This window comes from Natronomonas aquatica, from assembly GCF_024449025.1.
Classification (GTDB): Archaea; Halobacteriota; Halobacteria; order Halobacteriales; family Haloarculaceae; genus Natronomonas; species Natronomonas aquatica.
Genome location: NZ_JAHLKM010000009.1, coordinates 29,264 through 55,099 on the forward strand (window position 1 = coordinate 29,264; position 25,836 = coordinate 55,099).

The window sequence follows — 25,836 nt, forward strand, 5'->3', positions numbered from 1 at the left end:
CGCCCCGTTCTCGGCGTGTCATAGAGAACGTCTCGTACGCTCGTTCTCCAAGATCTGCCAGGACCTGTGTAACGCGCGTATGCACCACCGGGATCGCGAACGCCCACAGCATTATCGCGATTGCTTCCCTATAGAGAAAGGATGGCAGACACGGAAAGCGGACGAGAGACGCAAGCGGATGGGGACAACCGACGCGAAAACGGGAGCCCGTCGCCCCCCGAGTGTCACCGTCGCGGCTGCACCGAGCGGGCGACGTTTGTCGTCCTCGAACGGTATCAGGAAGAGACCGGGCACGGTGCCGTTGAGGCGGAGGCCCATCTCTGTCGGGAGCATACCGCCGAAGAGAGTCCCACGAATCTCGATGGGAGTTACGCTGAGTACGTGTTCCGTGTCGAGCCGCTCGAAGAGACGCCGGATCCGGACACGGCGTGAACAGAACGGACTTCGAGGTAGGCGATATGGTCGTGTTGGCTAACCGCGACGTCGAAGCGGAGTGGACGAAACGGGGCAGGAGGGAGCCGACGGAACGAACGACCGCCGGCCGCGATCAGTCCAGGCGGTCGTCGACGACCGTCCGGGCGACCGAAACGGCGTTTGCGATCCCGGCCTCGAAGCCGTCCTCGAAGGTCGGCGCGAAGAGCGACTCCCGGGCCGAGATGCCCGGTTTTGGTCGGTCGTGGTTCGAGATCCCGCGGATCGAGAGGTACCGATCGAGGCGGCCGAACCGCTGGAGCGCCGCCGCGGTCCCCGCGTCCTCCATCTCCGTCGCCCGGTAGGGGCCGGGCGCGCGGGTCTCGACGAGCCGTTCGGCCTGTTCGGCGAGGTCGTGGCCGTGCCAGATCTCGTCGCCACAGAGGTTGGTCCCGCCGACGACACGGGGCGCATCGCTAGCCCCGGCGCCCACGGCCGCGAGGTCGGCCCCCTCGGCGAGCGTCCGTGCCTCCGCGACCAGTTCGGCGTCGAGATCGAAGACGCCCTGCTCGTCGGTGTAGGGGTTCAACGCGATCGGTCCCTCCCCGTCCCAGTCTTTGTCTTCGTCCTCGTCATCGTACTCGTCTTCCCCGTCGGCCGGGTCGACCCGGCACTTGTCGTCCCAGTCGACGACCGTGTCGGCGACGACGACCGAACCGACCGGAAGCGTCGGCGGGCCGCCGGCGGCGCCGACCGAGAGGACGAGCGCTCCCGCGGGATCGAGGCGGTCACTCGAGAGCAGCGCGGCGGTCGTCGTCGCGGCCGCGGCCTTGCCGATCCCCGTCGGAACGACGGCCAGCCCCCGATCGGAGTACCGGAGCGGCGTCGGGACACCGTCGATTTCGATCGCCCCCTCGAGGTCGTAGGCCGCCCGCCAGGGGGCCGCCTCGCCGGGCAACCCGTCCAGGTCGTCGAAGGCCGGCAACACGAGAGCGTCCACGTCGAGGGTCATACTGTCAGTTCGAGTGGCTCTGACAAAGAGGCGGCGGTCGGTCCAGGAGGCGGGGGAGGCGGGAAGACAGAGCCGAACGGGCCGACGGAGGACGGGGCTTAAGCGTGCCGGCGCCCGAACGGACGGTAATGGCGAACCCGAACGCGAAGGGCGACCGCAGGGAACGTGAACTCGTCACGGCGCTGGACGAGGCGGGGTTCGCGGTGATGCGCGCGCCCGCCTCGGGCAGCGCGACCGAGCGGGAACTCCCGGACGTGCTGGCCGGCGACGGCGAGACCTTCTATGCGATCGAGGCGAAATCCTCGGCGGGCGATCCGATCTACCTCTCCGGCGAGGAGATCGAGGCGCTGGTGTACTTCGCGCGGAACTTCGGCGCGAAACCCCGCGTCGGCGTCCGGTTCGACCGGGAGGAGTGGTACTTTTTCCATCCCGGCGATCTCTACGAGACCGACGGCGGCAACTACCGGGTAAAAAAGGAGACGGCACTCGCGGAGGGGACCGACTTCGCGGAGTTCACCGGCGAATCCCGGAAAGTGACTCTCGAAGAGATTTCAGTCCGGAGCGAGGCCGACAACAAACGCGAGATACTGGAGGCGGTAAAACGCGGCGATCTCTCTGTCGACGAGGCCCTGGAAATGTTTTGAACGCCCCTGGCTAATCGGCGGGCGTGCGGGAGACACGGCACGAATCCCGTACTTCGAATCATAAAATAGTCGACAGTAACGCGAACCGCTTCCGTTTCAGTCTCCCGTCAGTTCATCCATACATTCGGCACAAACGTCTATGGTACCGATCCGCCGAGTTCGTCCTCCCGATCTTACGTGGGCCCACCGATCGATATCTCGATAAACGCCGTTTCAGCGTGTTCAGCGAGCGCCGTTATTGAAACGAACCGACCCGGTCTCGATCGACGGATCACCCGAAATCGCCGGACTCGGCCCGAGACACGCGGTTTATAAGTCATCGCGCACAAACTGGGGTATGCACTTCGAAGACCTTCCGACGACGCCCCGGTCGGAGGAGCTGGTCGACAAGGCGTTCTCGCGGGCGGCGCGGGCGGGGCGGGCAAAATCCGGCAAGGAGGCCCAGGAGTCGATGCTCCAGACGGCGGCGAACATCCTCTCCGATAACCTCGGCAACGTGGTCACCTCCTGGCCCGACTTCGATACGGTCGACGACTTCTATTATGAGTTCGCGGACGCGACGCTTTCCGACACGGACGTCGAGGGGATCGACCGGCTCAGACAGCACCTCTCGGAGGTGATGTGGGCCTCACGGCAGACTGACTCGATCAAAGGGGAGTACCAGGGCCGGATCAGAAACGCCGACACCGACACCGCCCGGAAGCTCCGCAAGCAGGCCTTCGCCCGGCTCGCGGACGTGACCGAACAGGTGGAAGCGGACCTCCTGGCGATCGGGGAGGCCCGCGACGCCCTCAAGACGCTGCCGGACATCCGGGCCGACGAGCCCGCGATCGTCGTCGCCGGCTACCCGAACGTCGGCAAGTCGTCGTTCGTCAACCGGGTCACGAACGCCACGAACGAGACGGCCGCCTATCCCTACACGACCACCCGGATCGGGATCGGTCACCTCGAGCGCGACCGCATCCGGTATCAGTTGATCGACACGCCCGGACTGCTCGATCGGCCGGCCGAGGAGCGGAACGCGATCGAGTCACAGGCCGTCTCGGCGCTGACACACCTGGCCGACGCGGTCGTGGTGCTGCTCGACGCCAGCGGCGACTGTGGGTACCCTCTCGATCGTCAGCTCGATTTGCTCGCCGAGATCGAGGCGACCTTCGAGGCGCCGGTGCTGGCCGTCTGTAACAAATCCGACCGCTCGCGGGACGTCGACGCCGACCACTACATGAGCGTCGAGACGGGCGAGGGCGTCGAGGGGGTCGTCGACGCCGCGATCGGGGCGATCGGCTACGAGCCCGAACTCCCGTTCGAGTCGTAGACGAGCGACGGTTACGGGGTTCCGGCTGTCGCGTTGTACGTCACGGTGACCTGATACTGGACGGAGACATCGCCGCTCTCGATCGCAGTGTCGGGAGGAGCGCCTCCGTCACCGGCCGCGGCCTCGTGCCGGACCGGTCGGAAGTTCCGCTGTGCCGCGTCGACGCGGTGGACGCCCGTCACGCTGAGTTCGCCGTTGTCGGCGATCGTATCGGCCTGCGTCCGGGCGTCGCCCATGGCGTCGCCGATCGCCTCCTCGCGGAGTTCGTTCCGGCGTTCCTCCGAGAGCGTGAACCGGATGTCGTTGATCTCGGCGTCGCTGTCGGCGGCAGCGTCGACGACAGCGCCGGTCCGATCGGGGTCATCCAACGTAATCTCGAAGGCGTGGACGCCCCGATAGGCCGGGGTTTCATCCTCGGCACCGGGCTCGCGGGGACGGCGAGGCTCGTCGATCCGGTAGGAGACCGTCTCGTAGTCGTCCTCGGTGATGCCGGCCGATTCGAGTGCCGAACGGAGCGCGTCGGCGTCGGCGGTCAGTTCGTCACGGACCGCGGCGGGGTCGTCGCCGGCCGCGGTCGCGGCGACCCGGACGACTGCCCGGTCCGGGGCCGCGTCCGCCCCGCCGACTGCGCTGACGGTGATGCTTCGATCGGCGCCGTCGGCCGGGGCGTCGGCACCGATCGGCGAGACGATGGCGGCACCGACGAGGGTAAGTGCGAAAAGCGAGACCACGATTACCAGCACTGCGAGTCGTTCCCGTTGCATACCCAGGGGGACGGTATCAAAAAGCGTATAAGTAGCGAAAACTCAAGCGGCCGTTTGACCCATGCCCGGCAGCCCGAGAACGCCGACCGTCCGCTAGCGGCTCCACTGGATCTCGAGGTAGCGCACCTGAACGTCGACGGCGAGTTCGTACTCGTCGGCGAGGCGGGATTCGATCCCGTCGGCGAGCCCCGAACGCGGCACGTCGGGCGGAACGCCGACCGTGACGGCGACCGTCGTCGGGTGTCGGAACAGGAGGTTCTCGGTCTCGGTCCTCACCTCGAGTTCGAGGAGTTCGTACCCCGAGTAGGCGGGGTCCTCGAGTTCGGTCGCGACGCCCTCGCGGATCTCCTGTTCGGTCTGGGCGGTTTGATAGGAGTCGTACGTCACGCCACCGAGGAACACAGAGAGGAGCGCGATCGCACCGACGAGCGCGGCGACGCGTTTCAGCGTGGCGATCTTCGCCCGGTCGTGTCTGAAGAACTGTTCGGGTCGATAACCGCCGTACCACAGCACGACGAGGGCGGCGAGGTTGATCGAAAGGACGTTTACCGCGACGAGGACGGCCGATCCGACGGCCAAAGACGGGACCCCGTACGCGAGGCCGATGCCGACCGTCGCCGCCGGCGGGATCAACGCGACGGCGATCATGACGCCGACCAGCGCCGCCGAGACGCCCGTCATGAGGCTCATCGCGCCGGCGACGCCGGCGCCCAGCGCCACCGCCAAAGAGAGGACGCTCGGGGAGAGTCGCTCTTCGACCTCCGAGAGCGTGAGCGGATCCAGCCCCGGCGGAACGAGGTTCGCCGTCTGGACGAAAAGGGCGAAAACTGTCGCGGAGATGACCGCAAGGACGATGCCGAGAACCTGCAGACCGATACCCCGCCGGAAGAGTTCGCCGTCGTCGATGACGCTGCCGACGGCGGCGGCCATCGCCGGGCCGATGAGAGGGGCGATGACCATCGAACCGACGACGGTCGCCGGCGAGTCCAAGAGGAGTCCGGCCGTCGCGATGATCGCAGAGACGACAGTCATCGTCACGTAGGTCGGCAGGGCGGCCGCGAGTTCCTCGGCTCGGGCTTCCAGTTCCTGTCTCGCGATGCGCTCTTCGTTCGTATCCTCGGCGTAGGTCTCTTTGAGCGCGTCGAACTGCTCGGATTCGACCGTCTCGGCGCTGACGACGACGGTGTAGGCCTCCCGTTCGAGGCCGATCTCCCGGAGCTTCTCTAAGACCGGCTCGACGGCGTTGGTCGGGAGCGGAAAGTACGCGACTGCGGTGTAGGTCCGGCCGCTGGTCTCGTCGGTGACGACGTAGTCGATCCCCTCCTCATCCAGGAGTTCCAGCACCGTCTCGCGTTTCCCGGTCGGGATCGTCACCTGAACGAGTCGCACACCGGTGGCGTCGAACCGGAGGGCGATAAAGCCAACCGTTGTACCGTTGAGCCGACCGGTGTCCGGTTCGGGACAATGCGGTGAATGTGACGATCCGAACGGGGTGTATGCTCCCGCCGGCTTCGACTATGTTACGTGATCACATCGTTACCATTATATACTCACTGACAACAATTAACACATATGCCGCAGAACCCGGCAACCCCCGCGACGGTCTCCGAGTGCGAGGTCATGGCTTCGGTCGACGACGGCGACGACGGGGAACGGCTTATCATCGCTGAACTCTGCAGCGACGAGGCGTACCTCGCGATGTCGACGGACGCGACGGTCGTCGTCGGCGAGTGGCGGTAGCCGGGATCGCGGACGGTCAGGTTTCGGCCCGGCGAGCGTGCCGGGAGGCGAACGGCTTTTGCTCCCCGGGGTTGTTGCTCGGGATATGCGCTACCGACGTGTCGACCCCGACCGCCGTCCTCGCGGTCGGCTCGAACGCGAACGCGACGACGTGACCGAGCCCGAGCGCCGGCGTTGGCCCCTGTAGATGCGTCCCGACGACGAGCGGTATTTCGAGCGGCTGGAAGCCGACCTCGAGGACGCGCTCGCGGTGGCACGGACGGCCCGCGAACGCGGCGGCGACCCGACCGAGAGCGTCGAGATCCCGATCGCCAGGGACATGGCCGACCGCGTCGAGAACATCCTCGGGATCGAGGGGGTCGCGGCGCGGGTCCGGGAGATGGAGGCCGACCCCGACCTCTCGCGGGAGGAGGCGGCACTGGAGTTGGCCGCCGACTTCGCCGAGGGGACCGTCGGCGACTACGAGACCCGTGCCGGGAAAGTCGAGGGGGCCGTCCGGACGGCCGTCGCACTCTTGACCGAGGGCGTCGTCGCCGCACCGATCGAGGGGATCGATCGCGTCGAGATCCTCGAAAACGACGACGGCACGGAGTTCATCAACATCTACTACGCCGGGCCGATCCGCTCGGCCGGCGGGACCGCCCAGGCGCTTTCGGTGCTCGTCGCCGACTACACCCGCACGCTCGTGGGGATCGAGAAGTATCACCCCCGATCGGAGGAGGTCGAACGCTACGCCGAGGAGCTGTCGCTGTACGACGACGAGACGGGGCTGCAGTACGCCCCCAAAGACGCCGAGGCGAAGTTTATCGCCGAACACCTGCCGATCATGCTCGACGGGGAGCCGACGGGCGACGAGGAGGTCTCGGGCTTTCGGGACCTCGAACGGGTCGATACCAACAACGCCCGCGGTGGAATGTGTCTCGTGTTGGGCGAGGGGATCGCCCAGAAGGCGCCGAAGATCCAGCGGTACACCTCCCAGCTGGAGGAGATCGATTGGCCCTGGCTCCAGGATCTCATCGACGGGACGTACAAGGAATCGAAGGGTGAGGGTGAGAGTGAGGAAATCGAGGGCGAGGACGGGACCCACGAAGGGGACGACTCCGACGGCGAGGCGGACGAAAGCGACGGCGAAACGGGCGAGGGGACCGAAACTGGCCCGGCCGATATCGAGGACCCGCCCCGTCCCGATCCGGAGACGAAGTTCCTCCGGGATCTGATCGCCGGGCGGCCGGTGTTCGGCCACCCCTCCGAGGAGGGGGGGTTCCGTCTCCGGTACGGCCGGGCGCGCAACCACGGCTTCGCGACCGCCGGGGTCCACCCGGCGACGATGCACCTGGTCGATGACTTCCTCGCGGCCGGCACGCAGATCAAGACCGAACGGCCCGGCAAGGCGGCGGGCGTGATCCCCGTCGATACGATCGAAGGGCCGACGGTCAAACTCGCAAACGGGGACGTCCGCCGGATCGACGATCCCGAGGAGGCGCTGGCGGTCCGCAACGGTGTCGAGGCGATCCTCGATGCGGGCGAGTACCTCGTCAACTACGGCGAGTTCGTCGAGAACAACCACCCGCTTGCGCCGGCGAGCTACACCGTCGAGTGGTGGCGCGAGGACATGGCCGCGGCGGGAGCGGACGTGCAGGCGCTCGAAGACGCCCCCCGGGTCGACCTCGAACATCCGAGCGCCGGGCGGGCGCTCGCGTGGGTCGAAGAGTACGACGTTCCCCTGCATCCGGCGTACACCTACCTCTGGCACGACCTCGATATCGAGCGCTTCCGGGCGCTGGCCGAGGCCGCAAGCGGCGGCGAGTGGGTCGAGGCCGACGGGGCCGCCGTCGGGACCCCGGAGACGACCGAAGCGCGAACGCTCGTGGTCCCGAACACCGATCCGGTCCGGGAGGCCCTGGAGGTCCTTTTGGTCGAACACACCCAGGGCGAAGAGACGCTGACGGTCCCGGACGCGGTGCCTTTGGTCCGCTCGCTCGGGCTCACCGACGATCTGGAGCCGACCTGGAGGACGCTGTCGGCGGCGGCCCGTGAGTGGGACGACGGCGGGAACGCCCACAGGGCCGTCAACGAGGTGGCCCCCTTCGAGGTCCGCGAGCGGGCCCCCACCCGGATCGGTTCCCGGATGGGCCGCCCCGAGAAGTCCGAAAAGCGGGATCTCTCGCCGGCCGTCCACACGCTGTTCCCGATCGGCGAGGCCGGCGGGGCCCAGCGGAACGTCGCCGACGCGGCGAGCCACACCGACTCGATGCGGGATACCCCCGGCGAACTCGAAGCGCAGGTCGGACGGCGGCGGTGTCGGTCGTGTGAAACCTCGACCTTCAGGGCGCGGTGTCCGGAGTGCAACGACGTGACCGAGCCGCATTACGTCTGTCACAGCTGCGATATCGACGTCGAACCCGACGAGGCCGGGCGGGCGATCTGTCCCCGCTGTGAGAGCGAGGCCGACGCCGTCCAGCGGACGACGATCGACGTCCACGGGGAGTACCGCTCGGCGCTGGAGAACGTCGGCGAACGCGAGAACGCCTTCGACGTCCTGAAAGGCGTCAAGGGGCTCTCCTCGGAACACAAGGTTCCGGAGCCGATCGAGAAAGGTATTTTGCGGGCGAAAAACGGGGTTTCCTCGTTCAAAGACGGAACCGTCAGATACGACATGACCGACCTGCCGGTGACGTCCGTCCGGGCGGCGGAACTGGACGTCTCCGTCGGCCAGCTGAAATCGCTCGGCTACGGGACTGATATTCACGGCGAGCCGCTGACACACGAGGACCAGCTCGTCGAGCTACGTGTACAGGACATCGTGCTCTCGGACGGTGCGGCCGAACACATGATGCGAACCGCCGACTTCGTCGACGATCTGTTGGAGCAGTACTACGGGCTGGAGCCGTTCTACGAACTCGAAACGCGCGAGGATCTGGTCGGCGAGTTGGTCTTCGGGATGGCGCCACACACCTCCGCCGCTGTTGTCGGTCGAGTGATCGGGTTTACGTCGGCGGCGGTCGGATACGCCCATCCGTACTTTCACGCGGCGAAGCGGCGGAACTGCTTCCATCCCGAGACGAAACTCTGGTATCAGGACGACGACGGGTGGCACTACGAGGAGATCGAGACACTTGTCGAATCGCGGCTGGAGAACCCCGAAAAGGACGACTTCGGAACGTTGGTGCAGGAACTGGACGGCGACGTGTACGTCCCGTCGGTGACCGAGGAGGGGCGAGACGTAATTCGTCCAGTCACGGCCGTCTCGAAACACGTCGCGCCAGAACACATGCTCCAAATCGGGACCGAAAGCGGACGGACGCTTCGGGTCACACCCGATCACACGATGTTACGGCTTGACGAAGGTGGTGACGGGGACTCGCCTGCCAGTATCGAACGGATACCGGCAAGCGAACTCGAGGTCGGTGACCCGCTTCCGGTACACACACAGAGATGGGAGACAGCGACATCCCCGGGATCAACAGGTCGGGTACCGGAACCGGTTCGGACGGACGGCGGGAACGAATTCGATACCATCACCTCGGTAAAATATAATAAATCAGACATAGAAAATACTTATTGTCTTACAGTTAAATATACAAACACAGTTTCCGCTAATGGAATATATACAGGCCAATGCGACGGGGACGAGGACTGCGTCATGCTCCTCATGGACGGTCTTATAAATTTCTCTAAGACTTTCTTGCCAGATCAGAGAGGTGGTCGCATGGACGCACCCCTCGTCATGTCCTCGAGGATCGACCCCGCCGAAATCGACGACGAGGCCCACAACATGGACATCGTCTCCTCGTATCCCCGGGAGTTCTACGAGGCGACCAGAGAGATGGCCGACCCCGACGCGGTCGAGGAGCTGATCCAACTCGGCGAGGATACCCTCGGGACCGACGAGGAGTACCGCGGCTTCGATCACACCCACGACACCGAGGACATCGCCGCGGGGCCGGACCTGTCGGCCTACAAGACGCTGGGCGACATGATGGAGAAGATGAACGCCCAACTGGAACTCGCCAGGAAACTGCGGGCCGTCGACGAGACCGACGTCGCCGAACGGGTCATCGAGTACCACTTTTTGCCCGATATCATCGGGAACCTCCGGGCCTTCTCCAGACAGGAGACGCGGTGTCTCGATTGCGGCGAGAAGTTCCGCCGGGTACCGCTGACCGGGGAGTGTCGGGCGTGCGGCGGCCGGGTCAACCTCACCGTCCACGAGGGATCGGTCAAAAAATACATCGACACCGCGATCCGGGTCGCCGAGGAGTACGGCTGTCGGGAGTACACGAGACAGCGCCTCGAGATCCTCGATCGGTCCGTCGAATCGATCTTCGAGGACGACACCAACAAACAAAGCGGGATCGCGGACTTCATGTAAAGATGGTCGGGAACCCGGAGGCTCCGTGAGATATGTTCGAGGACCTGAAAGCGATCGACGGCGTCGGCGCGAAGACGGCCGAACGGCTGGCCGAACTCGACGATCCACGGGAGGCTCTCGAAGCCGAAAACGTCGCAGAGATCGCACGCGCGCCGGGGATCTCCGACGGTCGCGCCGCACGGATCGTCCGGGCGGCGATCAGACACCGCCACGACGATTCCGGGGAGTTTCTTGCGACGGATCGGGCCGAGGAACTCTACGGATCGATCCTCGAATCCCTCAAAGCCCGGGCAGTCACGGCGTACGGCGAAAAGCGGCTCGAGACGTTCTATCCGAGCGCCTCGGCCGACCGGATCGCGGAGGTCCGGGCGTTTACCGAGCGGGCGGTCGAACGGGAGCCGAGTCCCGAAATCCTCGAAGCGCTTTCGGGCGTCGAACCGCTGGAGGCGCCCCGGGACGTACAGGTCAGAGATCGGTGTCTGGCGACGAACGACGCCGAGACGTTCTCGGAAGCCCGGGAGGCCATTCCGGAAGTGAGCGTCGAGTTGATCGAGGACGCCCGCGGGATCGCGGATCTCGCCCGGGGATACTCGACGGTTATCGTCCTCGACGAGGCGTTTTCGGGCGTCGAGATCGACGGCGACGTCCGGGTTCGGCCGGACGCCCTCTCGGATCCGACCGAGATCGTCCCCGAACGGGCGCTCGCTTTCTTCGCGCGGAACGGCGACCGGCTCCGGGCGGCGGCGGCCGTCCACCGCGCCGCGGGGCTGGAGGCGCCCTGTGATCTCGACGCCCTGGAGGGGGCTCTCGAACGGCTCGAGGGGGACGGAAGCGTGACCGGCGACGAACAGCTCCGGCGGCTCGGGACCGCGATCGACGACCTCGACGCCGCGGTTTCGATGGCCGAAAACGCGGCCAACGACCGGCTCCGGGAGGCGATCGAAAAGCGGGACGTGACGATCGAGGGGACGGACCTGCTGTCGCTCGTCGAGCGTGGCGCGGGCGTCGATTCGCTTCTCGAACGGGAACTGGCCGACGAGTACGCCGCCGCGATCGAATCGGCCCGAAAGCGGCTGCTGGGTGCGCTCGAACTTCCGGACCACGAGTCGCTCGCACGGGGCGCGTTCAACGAGGAACCGACGTTCCCGGTCGAACACGACGAGCGAGTGATCGAACGACTGCGGGAGGAACTGATCGCCGAGCGCGACCGCCGTGCGGCCCGGCTGAAACAGGAGCTGGCCGAACGGCTCGGGGAGCTCCGGGACCCGGCCGAGGCGCTCGTCGGAGCCGCCCTGGAGTTGGACGTCGAACTCGCCGTCTCGCGGTTCGCGCGCGACTTCGAGTGTACGTTCCCGGCGATCGAGGGCGAGGGCATCGAGATCGAGGGCGGGCGATCGCCGCTTCTGGACGTCCCCTTCGAGGACGTCGAACCGGTCGATTACACCGTCGAGGGCGTCTCGTTGCTCTCGGGGGTCAACAGCGGCGGCAAGACCTCGACGCTAGATCTGCTCGGCGTCGTCGTCGTGGCGGCCCAGATGGGACTGCCCGTGCCGGCCGAACGGGCCCGGGTACAGCGCTTCGAGGCGCTGCACTATCAGGCCAAGACGCAGGGCACACTCGATGCGGGTGCCTTCGAGGCGACGCTGCGGGAGTTCGGCGCGCTGGTCGAAAGCGACCGGACCCGGCTGGTGTTGGTCGACGAACTCGAGTCGATCACTGAACCGGGCGCCAGCGCCGTGATCGTCGCCGGGATCCTCGAATCGTTGACCGAGAGCGACTCGACGGCGGTGTTCGTCTCGCATCTGGCCGGCGAGATCAGGGAGGCCGCGGACGTCGACGTGACCGTCGACGGGATCGAGGCGATCGGGCTCGAAAACGGCGAACTGCGGGTGAACCGATCGCCGGTCAAGAACCAGCTGGCACGGTCGACGCCGGAGCTCATCGTCGAGAAGCTAGCCGAAAACGAGGGGGCGCCGTTCTACTCCGAGCTGCTTGGGAAGTTCGACGCCGAAGGCGATTGAACTATCCCTAGACGAACGGACCAAAACACACATTGGCGCCAGGCCGTATCTTCGGATATGAACCGCCGCGATTCGCTACGATCGATCGCTGCCGCCGGCGCCGTTGCGACCGCCGGCTGTCTCGGCGTGCTGGGGGGAAGCGGTCGGACGGTGCTCGATCCCCCCGAGCAGGACCTGAGCGCGGCCGCCCACCCGAGCCACGGCGACGAACTGCCGGCGGTCGAGTTCTCCGACCCGATCGCCGGCGAGGAGATCGCGACGAGCGATTTCGAGGGCGAGCGAGCCATGCTGTTGACGTTCTTCTATACGAACTGTCCTGACGGCGTCTGTCCGGCGCTCATCCTCCGGCTCCGGCGCGCCCAGGAAGTCGCCGCCGAGGAGGGTTACATCGAGAACAGCGCGTTCCTCCCGATCACCTTCGACCCCGAGCGGGACACGGCGCCCGTCCTCGAGGAGTACGCCACCCAGCAGGGTGTGAACCTCGAGGCCGGCAACTGGCATTTCCTCCGGCCCGAGAGCTACGAGGCCGGACAGACAGCTATCGAGGAGGAGTTCGGGCTGAAAATCGAGAAGGTCTACGACAGCGATTACGAGAACCTCGAGTACACGTTCCCCCACTACGGGCTCATACTGCTCGCGAACAAACAGGGCGTCGTCGAGCGGGCGTACCCGAGCGGCTCGACCGTCGACATCGAGCGCATCGTAGCCGACTTCGAGCGGGTGGTGACCGCGTAGGATGCGGCGCCGAGAACTCGTCGCCGGGGTCGCGAGTGCGGCCGCGATCGGCGGCGCAGCCCTGTTCGCGGCCGGGGCGACACCCACAGGGATCGGCGGGTCCGACGACGCCGGCGATCCGACGGCGAGTGACGAGGGCACCGAGACGGTCGAACCGATGACGATCGACACGATCGAGGCACCCGGGAGCCGGGACGGCGAGGTGGCGGTCCCCGCCTCCGACCGACCGACGTTCGTCGACTTCTTCGGGACCTGGTGTCCGCCGTGCGTCGAGCAGATGCCGGCACTCGGGGACGCCAACGATCGGGTCGGCGATCGGGTTCTGTTCGTCTCGGTCACGACCGAGGCCGTCGGCCGGTCGGTGACCGAAGCCGAGATCGCCGAGTGGTGGACCGAACACGACGGCGGCTGGCTGGTCGGGGCGGATCCGACCGCCGAACTGGCCGCCAGAGCGAACGTCAGCGGCTACCCGACTGCGGCGGTGATCGACGCCGCCGGACGGCTCCGGTGGTCCGAATCCGGCATCCACACCGCCGACGAGCTCGTCGCCGAGATCGAGGCCGTTCTCTAGGGATGATCGACGCGACACTCGCGACCAACGTCCCGTTCGCGCTCACCGCCGGCATCGCCACGTTCTTTTCGCCGTGTGCGTACCCGCTTTTGCCCGGCTACGTCGGGTTCTATCTGAACCAGGCCGACGCCGAGGAGGTCTCGATCGTCAGTTCGGGGACCCGCGGGCTGGCGGCGGGGATCGGCGTCCTCGCGACGTTTCTCGCCCTCTCGGGGGCGGCCGTCCGGGTCGGCCAGTCGGCGCTCTCCGATATCACGGTATTCGAGGCGCTCGTCGGCGCGCTGCTCATCGTCTTCGGCCTGCTGGTCGTGACCGGTCGCGGGCTGTCGATATCCGTACCGCTGCCGAAACGGCGGGCGAGCGTGTTCGGGTTCGGGCTCTTCGGGGCGGGCTATGCGCTGGCCGGGGCGGGCTGTTCGGCCCCGTTTTTCCTCCCGATCATGGCGCGGGCGCTCACGCTGCCGGCGGGATCCGCCGCCGTGCTGGTCGGCACCTACGCCGGGACGGTCGCCGCACTGATGGTCGCGACCACCGTCGCAACCGGGATGGGCCTGCTCACGAACGCCGGGCGGCTGATGACCTATTCCGGGCGCCTGAAAAAGATCGCGGGCGTCGTGATGATACTCGCGGGGATCGGACAGCTGTATCTCGCTTTGGTCGTCTACTGATCCGACCCGGACGTCGTCTGGGGCAACTGTCGCATCTCTACCTCGAGATCGCGGGGACGGAGCTGGTCGGCTGTCCGCTCGAGTTCGACCCGGAGCCGCTCGAACTCCGCGGTTAGCTCCGCGTAGGCGTTGCTCTCTTCGAGTTCGCGGGGGTTCTTTTCAGTCCGCAGCGCCGCCCGTTTCGAGGCCAAGGCGAAAAACTCCTGTAGCTTTTCGTCGTACTCCGATCGGGACACAAGGGAGTCGAGTACCTCGTTGATCTCCGCCCGTCGGATCGGCTTGACGAGGTACTCGTCGAACCCCATCCCGATGATATCGAAATCCGGCTCGACGGCCGTCACGATCGCGACCCGACAGTCGTAGCCCGACTCGCGGATGTGCGAGAGCAGTTCGTCGCCCGACGTCCGCGGCATCAGTCGGTCGATGAGCGCGACGTCGATCCCCGAACAGAGGGCGTCGAAGGCTTCGTCTCCCCCGTAGGCGGTCCTGATATCGTACTGCTCGTCGATCCAGGCCGCGTACAGATCCGCGAGATCGGGCTCGTCGTCGACGACGAGGACGGTCGGTCCGTGACCCATTATGAACGCCCCATACCGGATTGACGCGTTCGACGTACATACGAGTGACATCCGTTTCAGCGCTCGAAACAGCCGCGAACGGAAACCTCGGAGGCCGGACGCGCCCGCCGGTCAGGGATCGACCCGGACCGTCCGGCGATCGGAGACGGGCAAAAGCGGGAGTTCGGGGAACGCGACCCCGAGTTCGTAGGTGAGTTCCTCGACGTCGCCGCCGAAGACGCCGACCGGCAGCGTCGTCTCGCCGAGATATCGCGTTTCGGCGGTCATCTCGACGCCGTTGACCGTCACCCGGAGACCGGCTGGGTCGCCGTCCCCGTCGTTTCGGACCGTCACTTCGGCCATCGTGTTCTCGCCGGCCCCGATAGCGTCGGGGACGCCGTCCCACTCGATCGAGAGGGCCGGCAACTCGCGGGCCTGTTCGAGGATCCGCTCGGCAACGCCCTCCGAGAGGCCCGCCGAGACCAGTCCCTCGACGCCGGCCGCCCGGACGTCGGCCGGATCCGTCAGCCCCTCACGGGCCAGCTTGTGGGCGCGCCCCGAGCCGACGCCCCCGATAGCGACCAGCCCGACGGCCTCACTCGAGACCCCGTGTTCGACCCGGGCCTCGATCCGCCGGACGAGGTTGGCGTCCCGGGGGGCGGCGAACCGCTCGCAGAAGGCCCGCAGCGCCGCCAGGAACCGCAACGCATTCCGTCGGATGACCCACGCGTCGCTTTGCAGTTCCGCGGGGGTCGTCCCGGCCATCCCGGCCCGGAGGATCGCGAGCACCTTCCTGTTCCCGGGATCGAGGTCCTCGCTCTCGCCGCCGAGGACGGCCCCGAACGTCTCGCGTTCGTCTCTGCGCGCCGAGACGCTGTCGAACTCCGTGGCGTCGGCGACGGTCCGGAGGACGGCCGCCTCGTCGATCGCCGTCCCGTCGTTTGTGCGCTCACACAGCGCATGAAACGCCTCGGCGGTGTCGAGCCGCAGATAGAACTGCGAGGTGAGCCGGCCGAGCGCCGTGGGCTCGATCTCCAGCCCCGACTGATCGACGAACCCCCCATCGACCAGCCGCTGCAGCGTCGAGGAGACACGGTCCCGGAGCGAGGCGCTGTCGTCGTACTGATCGGGCGCGCTGGCGGCCCGCGTGTAGTAGAACGTCGTTTCGAGCCACGCCATCACGTCCTCGATGTCGTCGACGACGCCGAGGGCGATCTCGGCGTTCAGGTGGGTGTCTAACTCCTCGGCCAGCCGGGACTCGATCGGCTTGCCGTCCGCGAGCAGCCGCCGGTACCGATCGGCGTCGCTCCCGTCGCAGATCACGTGGGCGTAGCCCGCGTCATCATAGCCCGGGCGGCCGGCCCGGCCGAGCATCTGGAGGATATCCAGCGGGCTCATATCGACCTCGCCCTCGAGGGGGTCGTGCAGTTTGGTATCACGGATGGCGACACACCGCGCCGGCAGGTTGACCCCCCACGCCAGCGTCGACGTCGAGAACAGAAGCTGGATCTTCCCGGCCTTGAACCACGCCTCGACGCGGTCCTTGTCGTCCTTGGCGAGCCCGGCGTGATGGAAGCCGACGCCGTCGACGACCGACTGTCTGAGCGTGTCGTTTTCCAGCTCCCGGGCCTCGGTGTGGTACTCGTAATCGCCCCGTGAACTGATCTCGATGTCCCGTTCTGCGAGTTCGTCTCTGGCTTTCTCGGCGGCCCGGACGGTGTCCTGTCTGGAGGCGACGAAGACCAGCGCCTGCCCGCCGTCCTCGATGTGCGGCCCCGCGAGATCCAGCGCTCGATAGAGCCGGCGGTACTTGTCGGCGAAGGCGTTGTCGCCGTGGGCGTAGGTCTCGACGGACGCCGACAGCGGCACCGGCCGGTAGGAGTCACCGAACGCGAAGGTACACGCCGGCGGGGCGTCGAGCCACTCGGCGACGTCGTCGACGTTCTGCATCGTCGCCGACAGCGCGACGATCCGGGGCGCACAGAGCCGCCGGAGCCGCGATATCGTCACCTCGAGGACGGCCCCGCGGCGGTCCGAATCGAGCAGGTGAACCTCGTCGATGACACAGCAGTCGACGTCCGTGATGAACGAATAGCGGGGAGAGTCGTGTTTCCGGGTCGCGGAGTCGGCCTTCTCGGGCGTCATCACGAGGATGTCGGCCCGCTCGGCGCGGCTGGGCGTCAACTCGCGTTCGCCGGTGACGACGTAGACCGAGTACCCCAGCGACTCGAAGCGCTCCCATTCGGATTCCTTCTCGTTCGTCAGCGCCCGCAGCGGCGCCAAAAAGAGCGCGGTCCCGCCCGCCTCGAGCGTCCGGCAGATGGCAGCCTCGGCGAGCGCCGTCTTGCCGCTCGCGGTCGGCGCGCTGACGACGACGTTGTCGTTGTCGTCGCCGTCGACGATCGCCGGCAACGCTTCCGATTGCATCCGGTTGAACGTCTCGAAGGGGAAGGCGTCGGCGAACTCCGGGAGGACGGCGTCGACGGCGACTCCGGTCTCGTATTCGGTGCGACCTGCCACGGGGGAAACGGAGGGTGCCGGGGCTATAGGCGTTTCCGTCGCGGGCGAGTGGTGCCGTCGAGACACACCAGGACCGTACGTTTTTGTGCGGCGGCCCGAAGGGGGAAGTATGAGCAGTCGGCCGCGCAAGCCGGAGTGGCTGAAGTCCCGCCCGCCGAGCGGCGAGCGGTTCACGGAGATCAAATCGACGCTGCGGGACCGGAACCTCCATACCGTCTGTGAGGAGGCGAACTGCCCCAACCTCGGGGACTGCTGGAGCGGCCGGAACGGCCCCGGGACGGCGACGTTCATGCTGATGGGCGATCGCTGCTCGCGGGGCTGTAACTTCTGTGACGTCGAAACCGGCGGGATGGAACCGCTGGATCCCGAGGAGCCCGAAAACGTCGCCAGCGCGGTCGCCGAGATCGGGCTGGAGTACGTCGTGTTGACCTCCGTCGACCGGGACGATCTCGAGGACGGCGGCGCCGCCCACTTCGCTGAGACGGTTCGGGCGATCAAACGGCACGACCCCGAGATCCTGGTCGAGACGCTGATCCCCGACTTCCAGGGCGATCTCGAGGCGGTCGATTCGATCGTCGAGGCCGGGGCGGACGTCGTCGCCCACAACGTCGAGACGGTCGAACGGCTCCAGTGGCCCGTCCGGGACCGCCGGGCCGGCTACGAGCAGTCGCTTTCGGTGCTCGAACGGATCGTCGACTCGGAGGCCTACGCCAAGACGAGCCTCATGCTCGGCGTCGGCGAGTACGACCACGAGGTCTACCGGACGCTGTCGGACCTCGAAGAGATCGGGGTCGACATCGTCACCTTCGGCCAGTACCTCCAGCCCTCCCGGTCGCACCTGGAGGTCTTCGAGTACGTCCACCCCGACACCTTCGACGTCTGGAAGGCCGTCGCCGAGGAGGAGTTGGGCTTTCTGTACTGTGCGTCGGGGCCGATGGTGCGGTCCTCGTTCAAGGCGGGTGAACTCTTCGTCGAGGCGCTGTTGCGGGACGGAAAGAGCGTCGAGGCGGCCCGCGCCGCCGCCCGGTGACGTGACGAGCCGTGAGGGAACGTCGACCGACGGCGTCCCGCCGGAGCGCAGGTCGACATAACTACTATGCTACCGGGCGCAGACAGATGACGTATGCGACGACAGAGCGAGCCATGAGTACGCCCGAACGGGATCAGGTTCGGGTACTCGACGAGGAAGGATCGGCCGTCGAGGGAGCGACAGTCCCGGACCTCGACGACGAGGTACTCGTCGAGATGTACCGTACGATGCGGCTCGCCCGCCTGTTCGATCAGCGGGCAGTGAGCCTCCAGCGACAGGGCCGGATGGGGACGTCTCCACCGCTGTCCGGACAGGAGGCCGCACGGGTCGGCAGCGCGATGGCGCTCGCGGACGATGACTGGGTGGTTCCGAGCTACCGCGAACACGCCGCCGTCTACCTGCGCGACGTCGGCCTCGAGCGGGCGCTCCAGTACTGGATGGGCGACGAGCGCGGCAGCCGACACACCGGGTCGAACGTCCTGCCGGCCGTCTTCTTCTGTAACGACGACCAGTGGGCAATTTCGGTGCCGCGGGAGAAACAGACCGCCTCGGCGACGCTGGCACAGAAGGCGAAACACCCCGACGCGGCGACCGACGCTGGTCGAGGCGGTCCAGTACCACCCCGGCGCGCACACGACGGCCGACGATCCGTCGGTCTACCGCGAGGAGGCGGAGGCCGGACGCTAGAAAAAGAAGGACCCGATCGCGCGGCTGGAGACGGTCCTCGGAGAGCGTGGGATCCTCGACGACGAGCGAGTCGCGGCGGCGATGTTCGATCACGTCTGCGCCGAACGGACCGAGGAACTCGACGAGCAGGCCGCACACCTCGAAGGGCTGGGAGACCGCTACGGCGACGAGACACTACTGGAGTGAGAGTACGATCATGAGCACACAGGAAGCGAGCACACAGAATCTGACGCTGGTACAGGCCGTCCGCGATGGACTGAAAAGCGAGATGGAACGCGACGACGACGTCCTCGTCATCGGGGAGGACGTCGGCGAGAACGGCGGTGTCTTCCGGGCGACCGAAGGGCTCATAGAGGAGTTCGGCGAAGACCGGGTCATCGACACGCCGCTCGCCGAGTCGGGGATCGTCGGCACGGCGATCGGGATGGCGGCCTACGGCCTCCGACCGGTCCCGGAGATCCAGTTTTCGGGGTTCATGTACCCCGCCTTCGATCAGATCGTCTCGCATGCCGCCCGACTGCGGACCCGATCGCGGGGGCAGTTCACCTGTCCGATGGTCGTTCGAGCCCCCTACGGCGGCGGCATCCGGGCACCCGAACACCACGCCGAATCGAAGGAGGCCATTTACGTCCACGAGGCCGGCCTGAAAGTGGTCATCCCCTCGACCCCCTACGACACCAAGGGGCTGTTGGCCGCCTCGATCAGAGATCCCGATCCGGTGATCTTCCTCGAACCGAAGCTCATCTACCGGGCGTTCCGCGAGGACGTCCCCGAGGAACCCTACACGGTCGAACTCGGGGAGGCCGCGGTTCGACGGGAGGGCTCGGACGTGTCGGTGTTCACCTGGGGCGCGATGACGCGGCCGACAATTGCGGCGGCCGAGTCGGTCGCCGGTGACGGCATCGAGTGTGAGGTCGTCGACATGCGGACGCTGTCGCCGATGGACCGGGAGGCGATCGTCGAATCGTTCAAAAAGACGGGGCGGGCAGTCATCGTCCACGAGGCGCCCAAGACGGGCGGGCTCGCCGGCGAGATCACCGCGACGATCAACGAGGAGGCGCTGTACTACCAGGAGGCACCGATCGAACGCGTCACCGGCTTCGACGTCCCCTATCCCCTGTACGCCCTGGAGGACTACTACCTGCCGGAGGACACGCGGATCGAGGACGCCATCAGAGAGGCGGTGGGGGCCTGAGATGGTCCGCGAATTCAAGCTTCCGGACGTCGGCGAGGGGTTGACCGAGGCCGAGATCGTCAGCTGGCTTGTCGAGGAAGGCGACCGGGTTTCCGAGGACCAGCCGGTCGCGGAGGTCGAAACGGACAAAGCGGTCGTCGAGGTGCCCGCGCCGGTGAACGGGACCGTCAGGGAGATCCTCGCCGAGGAGGGCGAGATGGTGCCGGTCGGGACGGTGATAATCACGTTCGACGTCGACGGCGAGAAAGAGGAGATAGAAGCGGACGCCGAAACGGAAGCCGAACAGGAGGCCGAGACGAGCGCGGAACCGGCCGACGCGGACGCCGACGCCGACACCGAGACGGGCGGCCGGACCTTCGCCGCGCCCTCGACGCGGCGGCTCGCCCGCGAACTCGAGGTCGACATCGAGGCCGTCGAGGGCAGCGGGCCGGGCGGGCGGATCACCGAAGGTGACGTTCGTGCCGCCGCCGAGGCGGCCGACGCCGACGCCGAAAGCGAACCCGAAACGGCGGGATCGACGGCGACCGACGCGACGGAATCGGCAGTCAGGGCGGTCGACGAGGACGAAGCGGGCGAAGACGTCCAACCGGCCGAGGCCGCCGACCGCGACCGGACGCTCGCGGCGCCGGCGACCAGAAAGCTCGCCGACGAGGAGGGGATCGACATCGACTCGGTCCCGACCGACCGGACGAGGGACGGCGAGCCGTTCGTCACGCCCGCCGAGATCGATGCCTACGCGGAGGCCCAAAAGCGGGCGCAGGCGGCCGACGCCGAGGCCGTCTCGGCGGGAAGCGAGGCGGGAGCCGACCGGGGAACCGCCGGCGCCGCCGGCGAGGACGAGCGGATCCCCTACCGGGGAATCAGACGGACCATCGGCCAGCAGATGGAGCGCTCGAAATCGACCGTCCCCCACGCCACCCACCACGACGAGGTCGACGTGACCGCCCTCGTCGAAGCCAGGGGACGGCTCAAGGACCGCGCCGAAGAGCGGGGGAGCGACCTCTCGTATATGCCGTTCGTTATCAAGGCTGTCGTGGCCGGGCTCAGGGAGTACCCGATCCTCAACTCCCAGCTCGACGAGGAAAACGAGGAGATCGTCCTCCGCGGGGAGTACAACGTCGGCGTCGCGACGGCGACCGACGCCGGCCTGATGGTGCCGGTCGTCGAAAGCGCCGACCGGAAGGGCCTGCTCGAGATCGCCGACGAGATGAACGAGTTGATCGGGAAGGCCCGCGACCGGTCGATCTCTCCCGATGAGATGCGGGGCGGGACCTTCTCGATCACGAACTTCGGCGCGATCGGCGGCGAGTACGCCAACCCGATCATCAATTACCCCGAGACGGCGATCCTCGGGCTCGGCGCGATCAAGGAGAAACCGCGCGTCGTCGACGGGGAGATCGTCCCCCGCCACGTGATGACGATGTCGCTTGCGGTCGATCACCGCGTCGTCGACGGCGCCGACGCCGCACAGTTCGTCAACACCGTCAAGGAGCATCTGCGCTCGCCGGAGCTTCTGCTCTTGGAGTGAGACTCGGGGCGGATCGGCGACACACGGCGGCGTTCGAGCGCGTGCGAACGAGAAACACAATAGGACGATTTTTTAGGGGGCGGGCAGAAGGGAGACGTATATGTTCAAGGCTATCGTGAGCGCGGACACGCTCGGGGCGGCGCTCGACTCCGTCAGCGTGCTCGTCGACGAGTGCAAGATCCGCCTCGAGGAGGAGGGGCTGGCGATCCGGGCGGTCGATCCGGCGAACGTCGGGATGGTCGACATGGAGCTTTCGGCGAGCGCCTTCGAATCCTACGAGACCGACGGCGGGATCATCGGCGTCAACCTCGATCGCCTCGAGGACATCGTCGGGATGGCCGACTCGGGCCAGCTGGTCCATCTGGAACTCGACGAGGAGACGCGCAAGCTCCACATCTCGCTGGACGGGCTGGAGTACACCCTCGCGCTCATCGATCCCGACTCGATCCGACAGGAGCCGGATCTCCCGGATCTGGATCTCTCCGCGGAGATCGTCATCGAGGGCAAAGACATCTCCCGGGCGGTCACTGCCGCCGACATGGTCTCGGATCACATCGCTCTGGGCGTCGACGCCGACGCCGAACAGTTCTACGTCGACGCCGAGGGCGACACCGACGACGTCCACCTCGAACTCGGCCAGGAGGACCTGATCGATCTCACCGCCGGGGAGGCCCGGTCGCTGTTCTCTCTGGATTACCTGAAGGACATGAACAAGGCGATCCCGAAGGACGCCGAGGTGACGATGGAACTCGGCGAGGAGTTCCCCGTGAAACTCCACTTCGGGTTCGCGGAGGGCGACGGCCACGTGACGTTCATGCTCGCGCCGCGCATCCAGAGCGACTGATAAGGGGGTATCGAGCCGATTAGTACAGTTCGAGATATTACCGAGGGCTTCAAGGCCATCGATCCGGTCGTTCCTAGTCGACCGCTCTCGCTTTCTGTGCCCTGTTTGAGTGTAACGACCGGTGGATTCAAGCCGGTGCGTAAGGAATTCTTACGCGAGGACACCTCAATGAGTACCGACGATCCCGAAGTAACCACCGTGACCTCGAAGGGACAGATCACGATCCCGAGCCGGCTGCGTAAACAGTTCGGGCTCGAGAAGGGGACGAAGCTGATGGTCGTCCCGACCGACTACGGGCTCGTCCTGAAGAAACTCGAACTCCCGTCCGTCGAGGAGTTCCAACAGCGGGTCGAGGAGCGATCTGAGACGGTCGATCTTTCGATGGAGGAGGTCAGTGAATTAGTACATCAAGCGCGAGGATCTTTCGATGAAGGCGGTTCTTGATACGAACGTACTCATCTCCAGCGTTATCGCGACCGGCGTCCCACACGACATCGCTGTCAAAGGTTTCAGCGGCGAGTATCAGATCATTGTCTCCGTCGCGACGCTTATGGAATTTCGCGAAACGCTCCTCAAGTATCCGGATCGTTTCGGAATGGACGAGGACGAAGTCCAACAGGAGGTCGAGACGATCCGCTACTTCGCGGAGTTCGTCGAACCGGACGAAGAGATCACCGCTGTTGAAGCCGATCCGGACGATGACAAGTTCCTCGAAGCCGCTGTTGCTGGCAACGTCGATTACGTTGTCTCCGGTGATCGGCACCTCCTCGAATTGGATTCGTTCCGCGGTATCGAGATCGTCGATCCTCGAACGTTCTACGAACAGCTCGAATCAGCGTGAACGCCTCAGTGTAAGTACGGTGTGAGTCTATGTCTTTGGAGGCCCTCGATCGGTTAGTAGTCGATATAGTACAGCACGTACAGGACGACCCCGCCGGTCAGTACGGCGACCCCGAGGAACGCCTCGTCGAAGTGCCCTAGATCGGCGGCCCCGCCGAAGACGACGGGACTCAGCGCGCCGAGCATGATGTAGAAGGTCCGCAGGCTCCCGAGTTTCGCCCCCCGCGAGTTCTCCGAAAGCCGCCCGGTCAGATCCGAGATGACGACCGTCTCGCTCCCCAGGATACCGCTCGCGAGGACCGTGATCGCGACGAACGACGGGAGCCCCGACGCGAACGGGATCGCGGCGATGCCGACCGCGGTGACGCTCATAAGCGCCGCCAGCGGGTACCGGACGCCGATCCGGTCGTAGGCCCGCCCCGAGAGGAGCTTTACCAGCCCGCCGAACGCGAAGAACAGTCCGAACAGCCCGGTCGCGACGGACGCGGAGAGCCCCTCGACGTCGATGAGGTAGGTCGGATAGAAACCGATGAACGCCTGCAGGATCGCCTCCCATAGCACGAGCAGGACGGCCGCGTGGACGACGACCCGCTGGCGCAGCATCGAGACGATCTCCCCGGGATCGAACGCGCTGTCGGTCGGGGACGGCACGGCGGATCGCGCCGGGAGGAAAAGCCACAGCCCCGCCGCCGCCAGAAGGAAAAGCGGGACCGCGAAGCTGAAGCCGTACTGCCAGGCGACGGTGGCCGCGAGGATCCCGGCGGCGGGCGGCATCACCGCGTTGCCGATGTCCCCCGCCGCCATCGTCACGCCGGTCGCGGTCCCGAGCCGGTCGGGGTAGATGTCTTTCAGGATCGTAAACCGGGAGACGCCGTACATCGCCGTCCCCAGGCCGAAAAGCGACGTCCCGACGAACAGGACGACGGGCGAGTCCGCGACGACGACGAGCGTGAGCATGCCGGCGGCGATCAGCGAACTCAGTATCAACAGGAGCCGTTCCCCGACCCGGTCGGCGAGCAGCCCGCCGGGGAGTTGGCCGAGACCGTAGGCGACCCACAGGACGGACAACAGGAGCCCGGCGGTCGTGAGAGACAGCCCGTAGGCGGTGCGCAGATAGGGCAGCAGGGACGGATAGATCATCCGGACGCTGATCGAGAGGAACCAGCCGAACGCGATGGCGATCAGCATCGGTCCGCGGCCCTCGCTCCAGAGATCGAGAGCTACAGATTTGGGGGCAGAGACGTAGCGCACGGGTGGGATCAACCGTTCCGAACTCCCCCCGTCGGGGGCTTGAATCTTGCTAACTTCCGGAGTTCACTCGGGTCGTGTCACCCGGTCGGCGTCCGGACCGAAGGCGTCCGCCAGGAGGTCCGGAACGTCTTCCGGTCGGACCTCGGCGTACCACTCGTTTCGCGGCTGGATCGTGATCGCGGTCCCGCCCTCGCTGCAGAGGCCGAGACAGTCGGTCGCCGAGACGCCGATCGGCGACCAGAAGGCGTCGCGTTCGCGGAGCCACGACCGGACCGCCGAAAGCGTCGCCTCGCCGTCGACCTCGGCGCAGGCGACGTACTCGGAGTCGCGTTCGTTGGTACAGACGAAGACGTGAGCCGCGAGCCTGGTCGTCTGTTGGTCGGTGCGTCGTTCCATCAGAGGTTCGAAAGCGCCTTTTCGGTCGAGGCAGCCGACCGGTCACCGTCGGCCCACCGCCGCAGTCGGGTGAACGCCCCGGCGAGCAACAGCCACAGCGCCGCCTGACTGAGGACGACGAGTCCCCGGTAGGCGGCGACGAGATCGGCGGGGAGATCCGGATGTGTCGCGGCGGTCGGTGCCAGAACCGGCAGGACGACGACGGCGACGAGGATCGGTGCCGAACCGGCAAGGACCCCCAGCCCGACGTGACGCGGTGCGAAGCGCTTGTAGGCGCCGATGGCGGCCGCCGAGAGGCCGACCCCGACGACGACGAGTCCGAGATAGACGGCGATCCGGGTGTCGATCGGGTACTGATAAACCGCACCGGGGGCCGCGGGCGGGAAGACGAGCCACGGCGTCACGGAGACGCTGAAAAAGCCCACACCGGCGAGAACGTAGGCTTTCACGTCGCCGCGCCCGGGGAGGGCCGGCTCGAGAAGATAGAGCGCGACGGCGAAGGCGCCGCCGAGAAGGACCGCCCACAGCACGCCGCTCGTCGCGCTGACGGCCGCCGTCGTCGTCTCGGGGACGAGACTGCCGGCGCCCCCGTGGGCGTGGCCACCCTCGTGGCCGCCGGCCGCCGCTTCGACGTACTCACTGAGGGGATTGCCGACAAACATCATATACAGCCCGTAGGCGAGGCCCGCGATCACCCCGGCAGCGACGCCGCGCTGGAAGTACTCGTGGATCATC

Annotated in this window: 23 protein-coding genes and 1 pseudogene; 16 read left to right on the forward strand and 8 right to left on the reverse strand. The window is 66.7% G+C overall.

Features of this window, described 5'->3' with window-relative positions; genetic code table 11:
* Window positions 1-141: 141 nt before the first annotated feature.
* Entirely contained in the window at window positions 142-432 is a 291-nt protein-coding gene (locus tag KM295_RS08730; RefSeq protein WP_256029559.1) for a hypothetical protein, read from the forward strand.
* A gap of 115 nt (window positions 433-547) precedes the next feature.
* Here KM295_RS08730 and KM295_RS08735 read toward each other — a convergent pair whose 3' ends face one another.
* A complete protein-coding gene (locus KM295_RS08735) occupies window positions 548-1,423 on the reverse strand; it encodes a phosphorylase family protein (protein WP_256029560.1) in 876 nt (291 codons plus the stop codon).
* 128 nt (window positions 1,424-1,551) lie between these two features.
* Here KM295_RS08735 and hjc point away from each other — a divergent pair, with 128 nt between their 5' ends.
* Window positions 1,552-2,067, forward strand: a complete 516-nt coding sequence (gene hjc / locus KM295_RS08740; protein WP_256029561.1) for a Holliday junction resolvase Hjc — start codon at window positions 1,552-1,554, stop codon at window positions 2,065-2,067.
* 337 nt (window positions 2,068-2,404) lie between these two features.
* Window positions 2,405-3,382 (forward strand): NOG1 family protein, encoded by a 978-nt coding sequence (locus tag KM295_RS08745; RefSeq protein ID WP_256029562.1) that lies wholly within the window; start codon window positions 2,405-2,407, stop codon window positions 3,380-3,382.
* Between the two features lie 11 nt (window positions 3,383-3,393).
* On the opposite strand, the gene KM295_RS08750 is transcribed toward KM295_RS08745, so the two are convergent.
* Together KM295_RS08750 and KM295_RS08755 are read right to left on the reverse strand one after the other, a co-directional pair.
* A complete protein-coding gene (locus KM295_RS08750; protein ID WP_256029563.1) occupies window positions 3,394-4,146 on the reverse strand; it encodes an SIMPL domain-containing protein in 753 nt (250 codons plus the stop codon).
* Between the two features lie 93 nt (window positions 4,147-4,239).
* Window positions 4,240-5,535, reverse strand: coding sequence for a TIGR00341 family protein (locus KM295_RS08755; RefSeq protein ID WP_256029564.1), 1,296 nt, complete (start codon window positions 5,533-5,535; stop codon window positions 4,240-4,242).
* 183 nt (window positions 5,536-5,718) lie between these two features.
* Between KM295_RS08755 and KM295_RS08760 the strand changes: the two genes are divergently transcribed.
* From KM295_RS08760 to KM295_RS08785, 6 genes are all read left to right on the forward strand, one after another.
* Window positions 5,719-5,886, forward strand: coding sequence for a DUF7556 family protein (locus KM295_RS08760; RefSeq protein ID WP_256029565.1), 168 nt, complete (start codon window positions 5,719-5,721; stop codon window positions 5,884-5,886).
* 187 nt (window positions 5,887-6,073) lie between these two features.
* A complete protein-coding gene (locus KM295_RS08765) occupies window positions 6,074-10,258 on the forward strand; it encodes a DNA-directed DNA polymerase II large subunit (RefSeq protein WP_256029566.1) in 4,185 nt (1,394 codons plus the stop codon).
* 32 nt (window positions 10,259-10,290) lie between these two features.
* Window positions 10,291-12,279 (forward strand): helix-hairpin-helix domain-containing protein, encoded by a 1,989-nt coding sequence (locus tag KM295_RS08770; RefSeq protein ID WP_256029567.1) that lies wholly within the window; start codon window positions 10,291-10,293, stop codon window positions 12,277-12,279.
* Window positions 12,280-12,336: 57 nt separating this feature from the next.
* On the forward strand, window positions 12,337-13,014 hold the full coding sequence (locus KM295_RS08775) for an SCO family protein (protein ID WP_256029568.1): 678 nt from the start codon (window positions 12,337-12,339) through the stop codon (window positions 13,012-13,014).
* Window position 13,015: 1 nt separating this feature from the next.
* Complete coding sequence (locus KM295_RS08780) at window positions 13,016-13,585, forward strand: TlpA family protein disulfide reductase (RefSeq protein ID WP_256029569.1); 570 nt, start codon at window positions 13,016-13,018, stop codon at window positions 13,583-13,585.
* 2 nt (window positions 13,586-13,587) lie between these two features.
* Window positions 13,588-14,253, forward strand: coding sequence for a cytochrome c biogenesis CcdA family protein (locus KM295_RS08785; RefSeq protein ID WP_256029570.1), 666 nt, complete (start codon window positions 13,588-13,590; stop codon window positions 14,251-14,253).
* Here KM295_RS08785 and KM295_RS08790 read toward each other — a convergent pair.
* Both KM295_RS08790 and KM295_RS08795 read right to left on the reverse strand, forming a co-directional pair.
* Complete coding sequence (locus KM295_RS08790) at window positions 14,247-14,831, reverse strand: response regulator transcription factor (RefSeq protein WP_256029571.1); 585 nt, start codon at window positions 14,829-14,831, stop codon at window positions 14,247-14,249. The genes KM295_RS08785 and KM295_RS08790 overlap by 7 nt on opposite strands.
* Before the next feature lie 111 nt (window positions 14,832-14,942).
* The gene (locus KM295_RS08795; protein ID WP_256029572.1) at window positions 14,943-17,330 is read right to left on the reverse strand and encodes a DEAD/DEAH box helicase; all 2,388 of its coding nucleotides are present in this window, start codon (window positions 17,328-17,330) and stop codon (window positions 14,943-14,945) included.
* A gap of 109 nt (window positions 17,331-17,439) precedes the next feature.
* On the opposite strand from KM295_RS08795, the gene lipA reads away from it, so the two are divergent.
* The 7 genes and pseudogenes from lipA to KM295_RS08830 all read left to right on the forward strand — a co-directional run bounded on the left by lipA (window position 17,440) and on the right by KM295_RS08830 (window position 23,455).
* Entirely contained in the window at window positions 17,440-18,360 is a 921-nt protein-coding gene (gene lipA, locus KM295_RS08800) for a lipoyl synthase (protein ID WP_256029573.1), read from the forward strand.
* Between the two features lie 113 nt (window positions 18,361-18,473).
* A pseudogene (locus KM295_RS08805) lies at window positions 18,474-19,233 on the forward strand (thiamine pyrophosphate-dependent enzyme).
* A gap of 10 nt (window positions 19,234-19,243) precedes the next feature.
* Entirely contained in the window at window positions 19,244-20,242 is a 999-nt protein-coding gene (locus tag KM295_RS08810) for an alpha-ketoacid dehydrogenase subunit beta (RefSeq protein ID WP_256029574.1), read from the forward strand.
* Window position 20,243: 1 nt separating this feature from the next.
* Window positions 20,244-21,770, forward strand: coding sequence for a 2-oxo acid dehydrogenase subunit E2 (locus tag KM295_RS08815; RefSeq protein WP_256029575.1), 1,527 nt, complete (start codon window positions 20,244-20,246; stop codon window positions 21,768-21,770).
* A gap of 100 nt (window positions 21,771-21,870) precedes the next feature.
* Entirely contained in the window at window positions 21,871-22,614 is a 744-nt protein-coding gene (locus tag KM295_RS08820) for a DNA polymerase sliding clamp (RefSeq protein WP_256029576.1), read from the forward strand.
* Window positions 22,615-22,782: 168 nt separating this feature from the next.
* Complete coding sequence (locus tag KM295_RS08825) at window positions 22,783-23,058, forward strand: AbrB/MazE/SpoVT family DNA-binding domain-containing protein (RefSeq protein WP_256029577.1); 276 nt, start codon at window positions 22,783-22,785, stop codon at window positions 23,056-23,058.
* Window positions 23,042-23,455, forward strand: a complete 414-nt coding sequence (locus tag KM295_RS08830; protein WP_256029578.1) for a putative toxin-antitoxin system toxin component, PIN family — start codon at window positions 23,042-23,044, stop codon at window positions 23,453-23,455. Before KM295_RS08825 ends, KM295_RS08830 begins: the two co-directional genes overlap by 17 nt.
* Before the next feature lie 53 nt (window positions 23,456-23,508).
* Here the strand turns inward: KM295_RS08830 and KM295_RS08835 are convergent, their stop codons facing one another.
* From KM295_RS08835 to KM295_RS08845, 3 genes are all read right to left on the reverse strand, one after another.
* The gene (locus KM295_RS08835; RefSeq protein ID WP_256029579.1) at window positions 23,509-24,705 is read right to left on the reverse strand and encodes an MFS transporter; all 1,197 of its coding nucleotides are present in this window, start codon (window positions 24,703-24,705) and stop codon (window positions 23,509-23,511) included.
* 63 nt (window positions 24,706-24,768) lie between these two features.
* Window positions 24,769-25,101 carry a (2Fe-2S) ferredoxin domain-containing protein gene (locus tag KM295_RS08840; protein WP_256029580.1) on the reverse strand — a complete coding sequence of 111 codons (333 nt, stop codon included), beginning with the start codon at window positions 25,099-25,101 and terminating at the stop codon, window positions 24,769-24,771.
* Window positions 25,101-25,835 (reverse strand): CbtA family protein, encoded by a 735-nt coding sequence (locus KM295_RS08845; RefSeq protein WP_256029581.1) that lies wholly within the window; start codon window positions 25,833-25,835, stop codon window positions 25,101-25,103. The genes KM295_RS08840 and KM295_RS08845 overlap by 1 nt, the downstream gene beginning before the upstream one ends.
* Window position 25,836 lies beyond the last annotated feature (1 nt).

Coding starts and splice junctions, on each gene's coding strand:
- KM295_RS08730 (WP_256029559.1), top strand. CDS start 142: ATGGCAGACACGGAAAGCGGACGAGAGACGCAAGCGGATGGGGACAAC.
- KM295_RS08735 (WP_256029560.1), bottom strand. CDS start 1,423: ATGACCCTCGACGTGGACGCTCTCGTGTTGCCGGCCTTCGACGACCTG.
- hjc (WP_256029561.1), top strand. CDS start 1,552: ATGGCGAACCCGAACGCGAAGGGCGACCGCAGGGAACGTGAACTCGTC.
- KM295_RS08745 (WP_256029562.1), top strand. CDS start 2,405: ATGCACTTCGAAGACCTTCCGACGACGCCCCGGTCGGAGGAGCTGGTC.
- KM295_RS08750 (WP_256029563.1), bottom strand. CDS start 4,146: ATGCAACGGGAACGACTCGCAGTGCTGGTAATCGTGGTCTCGCTTTTC.
- KM295_RS08760 (WP_256029565.1), top strand. CDS start 5,719: ATGCCGCAGAACCCGGCAACCCCCGCGACGGTCTCCGAGTGCGAGGTC.
- KM295_RS08765 (WP_256029566.1), top strand. CDS start 6,074: ATGCGTCCCGACGACGAGCGGTATTTCGAGCGGCTGGAAGCCGACCTC.
- KM295_RS08770 (WP_256029567.1), top strand. CDS start 10,291: ATGTTCGAGGACCTGAAAGCGATCGACGGCGTCGGCGCGAAGACGGCC.
- KM295_RS08775 (WP_256029568.1), top strand. CDS start 12,337: ATGAACCGCCGCGATTCGCTACGATCGATCGCTGCCGCCGGCGCCGTT.
- KM295_RS08780 (WP_256029569.1), top strand. CDS start 13,016: ATGCGGCGCCGAGAACTCGTCGCCGGGGTCGCGAGTGCGGCCGCGATC.
- KM295_RS08785 (WP_256029570.1), top strand. CDS start 13,588: ATGATCGACGCGACACTCGCGACCAACGTCCCGTTCGCGCTCACCGCC.
- KM295_RS08790 (WP_256029571.1), bottom strand. CDS start 14,831: ATGGGTCACGGACCGACCGTCCTCGTCGTCGACGACGAGCCCGATCTC.
- lipA (WP_256029573.1), top strand. CDS start 17,440: ATGAGCAGTCGGCCGCGCAAGCCGGAGTGGCTGAAGTCCCGCCCGCCG.
- KM295_RS08810 (WP_256029574.1), top strand. CDS start 19,244: ATGAGCACACAGGAAGCGAGCACACAGAATCTGACGCTGGTACAGGCC.
- KM295_RS08815 (WP_256029575.1), top strand. CDS start 20,244: ATGGTCCGCGAATTCAAGCTTCCGGACGTCGGCGAGGGGTTGACCGAG.
- KM295_RS08820 (WP_256029576.1), top strand. CDS start 21,871: ATGTTCAAGGCTATCGTGAGCGCGGACACGCTCGGGGCGGCGCTCGAC.
- KM295_RS08825 (WP_256029577.1), top strand. CDS start 22,783: ATGAGTACCGACGATCCCGAAGTAACCACCGTGACCTCGAAGGGACAG.
- KM295_RS08830 (WP_256029578.1), top strand. CDS start 23,042: ATGAAGGCGGTTCTTGATACGAACGTACTCATCTCCAGCGTTATCGCG.
- KM295_RS08840 (WP_256029580.1), bottom strand. CDS start 25,101: ATGGAACGACGCACCGACCAACAGACGACCAGGCTCGCGGCTCACGTC.
- KM295_RS08845 (WP_256029581.1), bottom strand. CDS start 25,835: ATGATCCACGAGTACTTCCAGCGCGGCGTCGCTGCCGGGGTGATCGCG.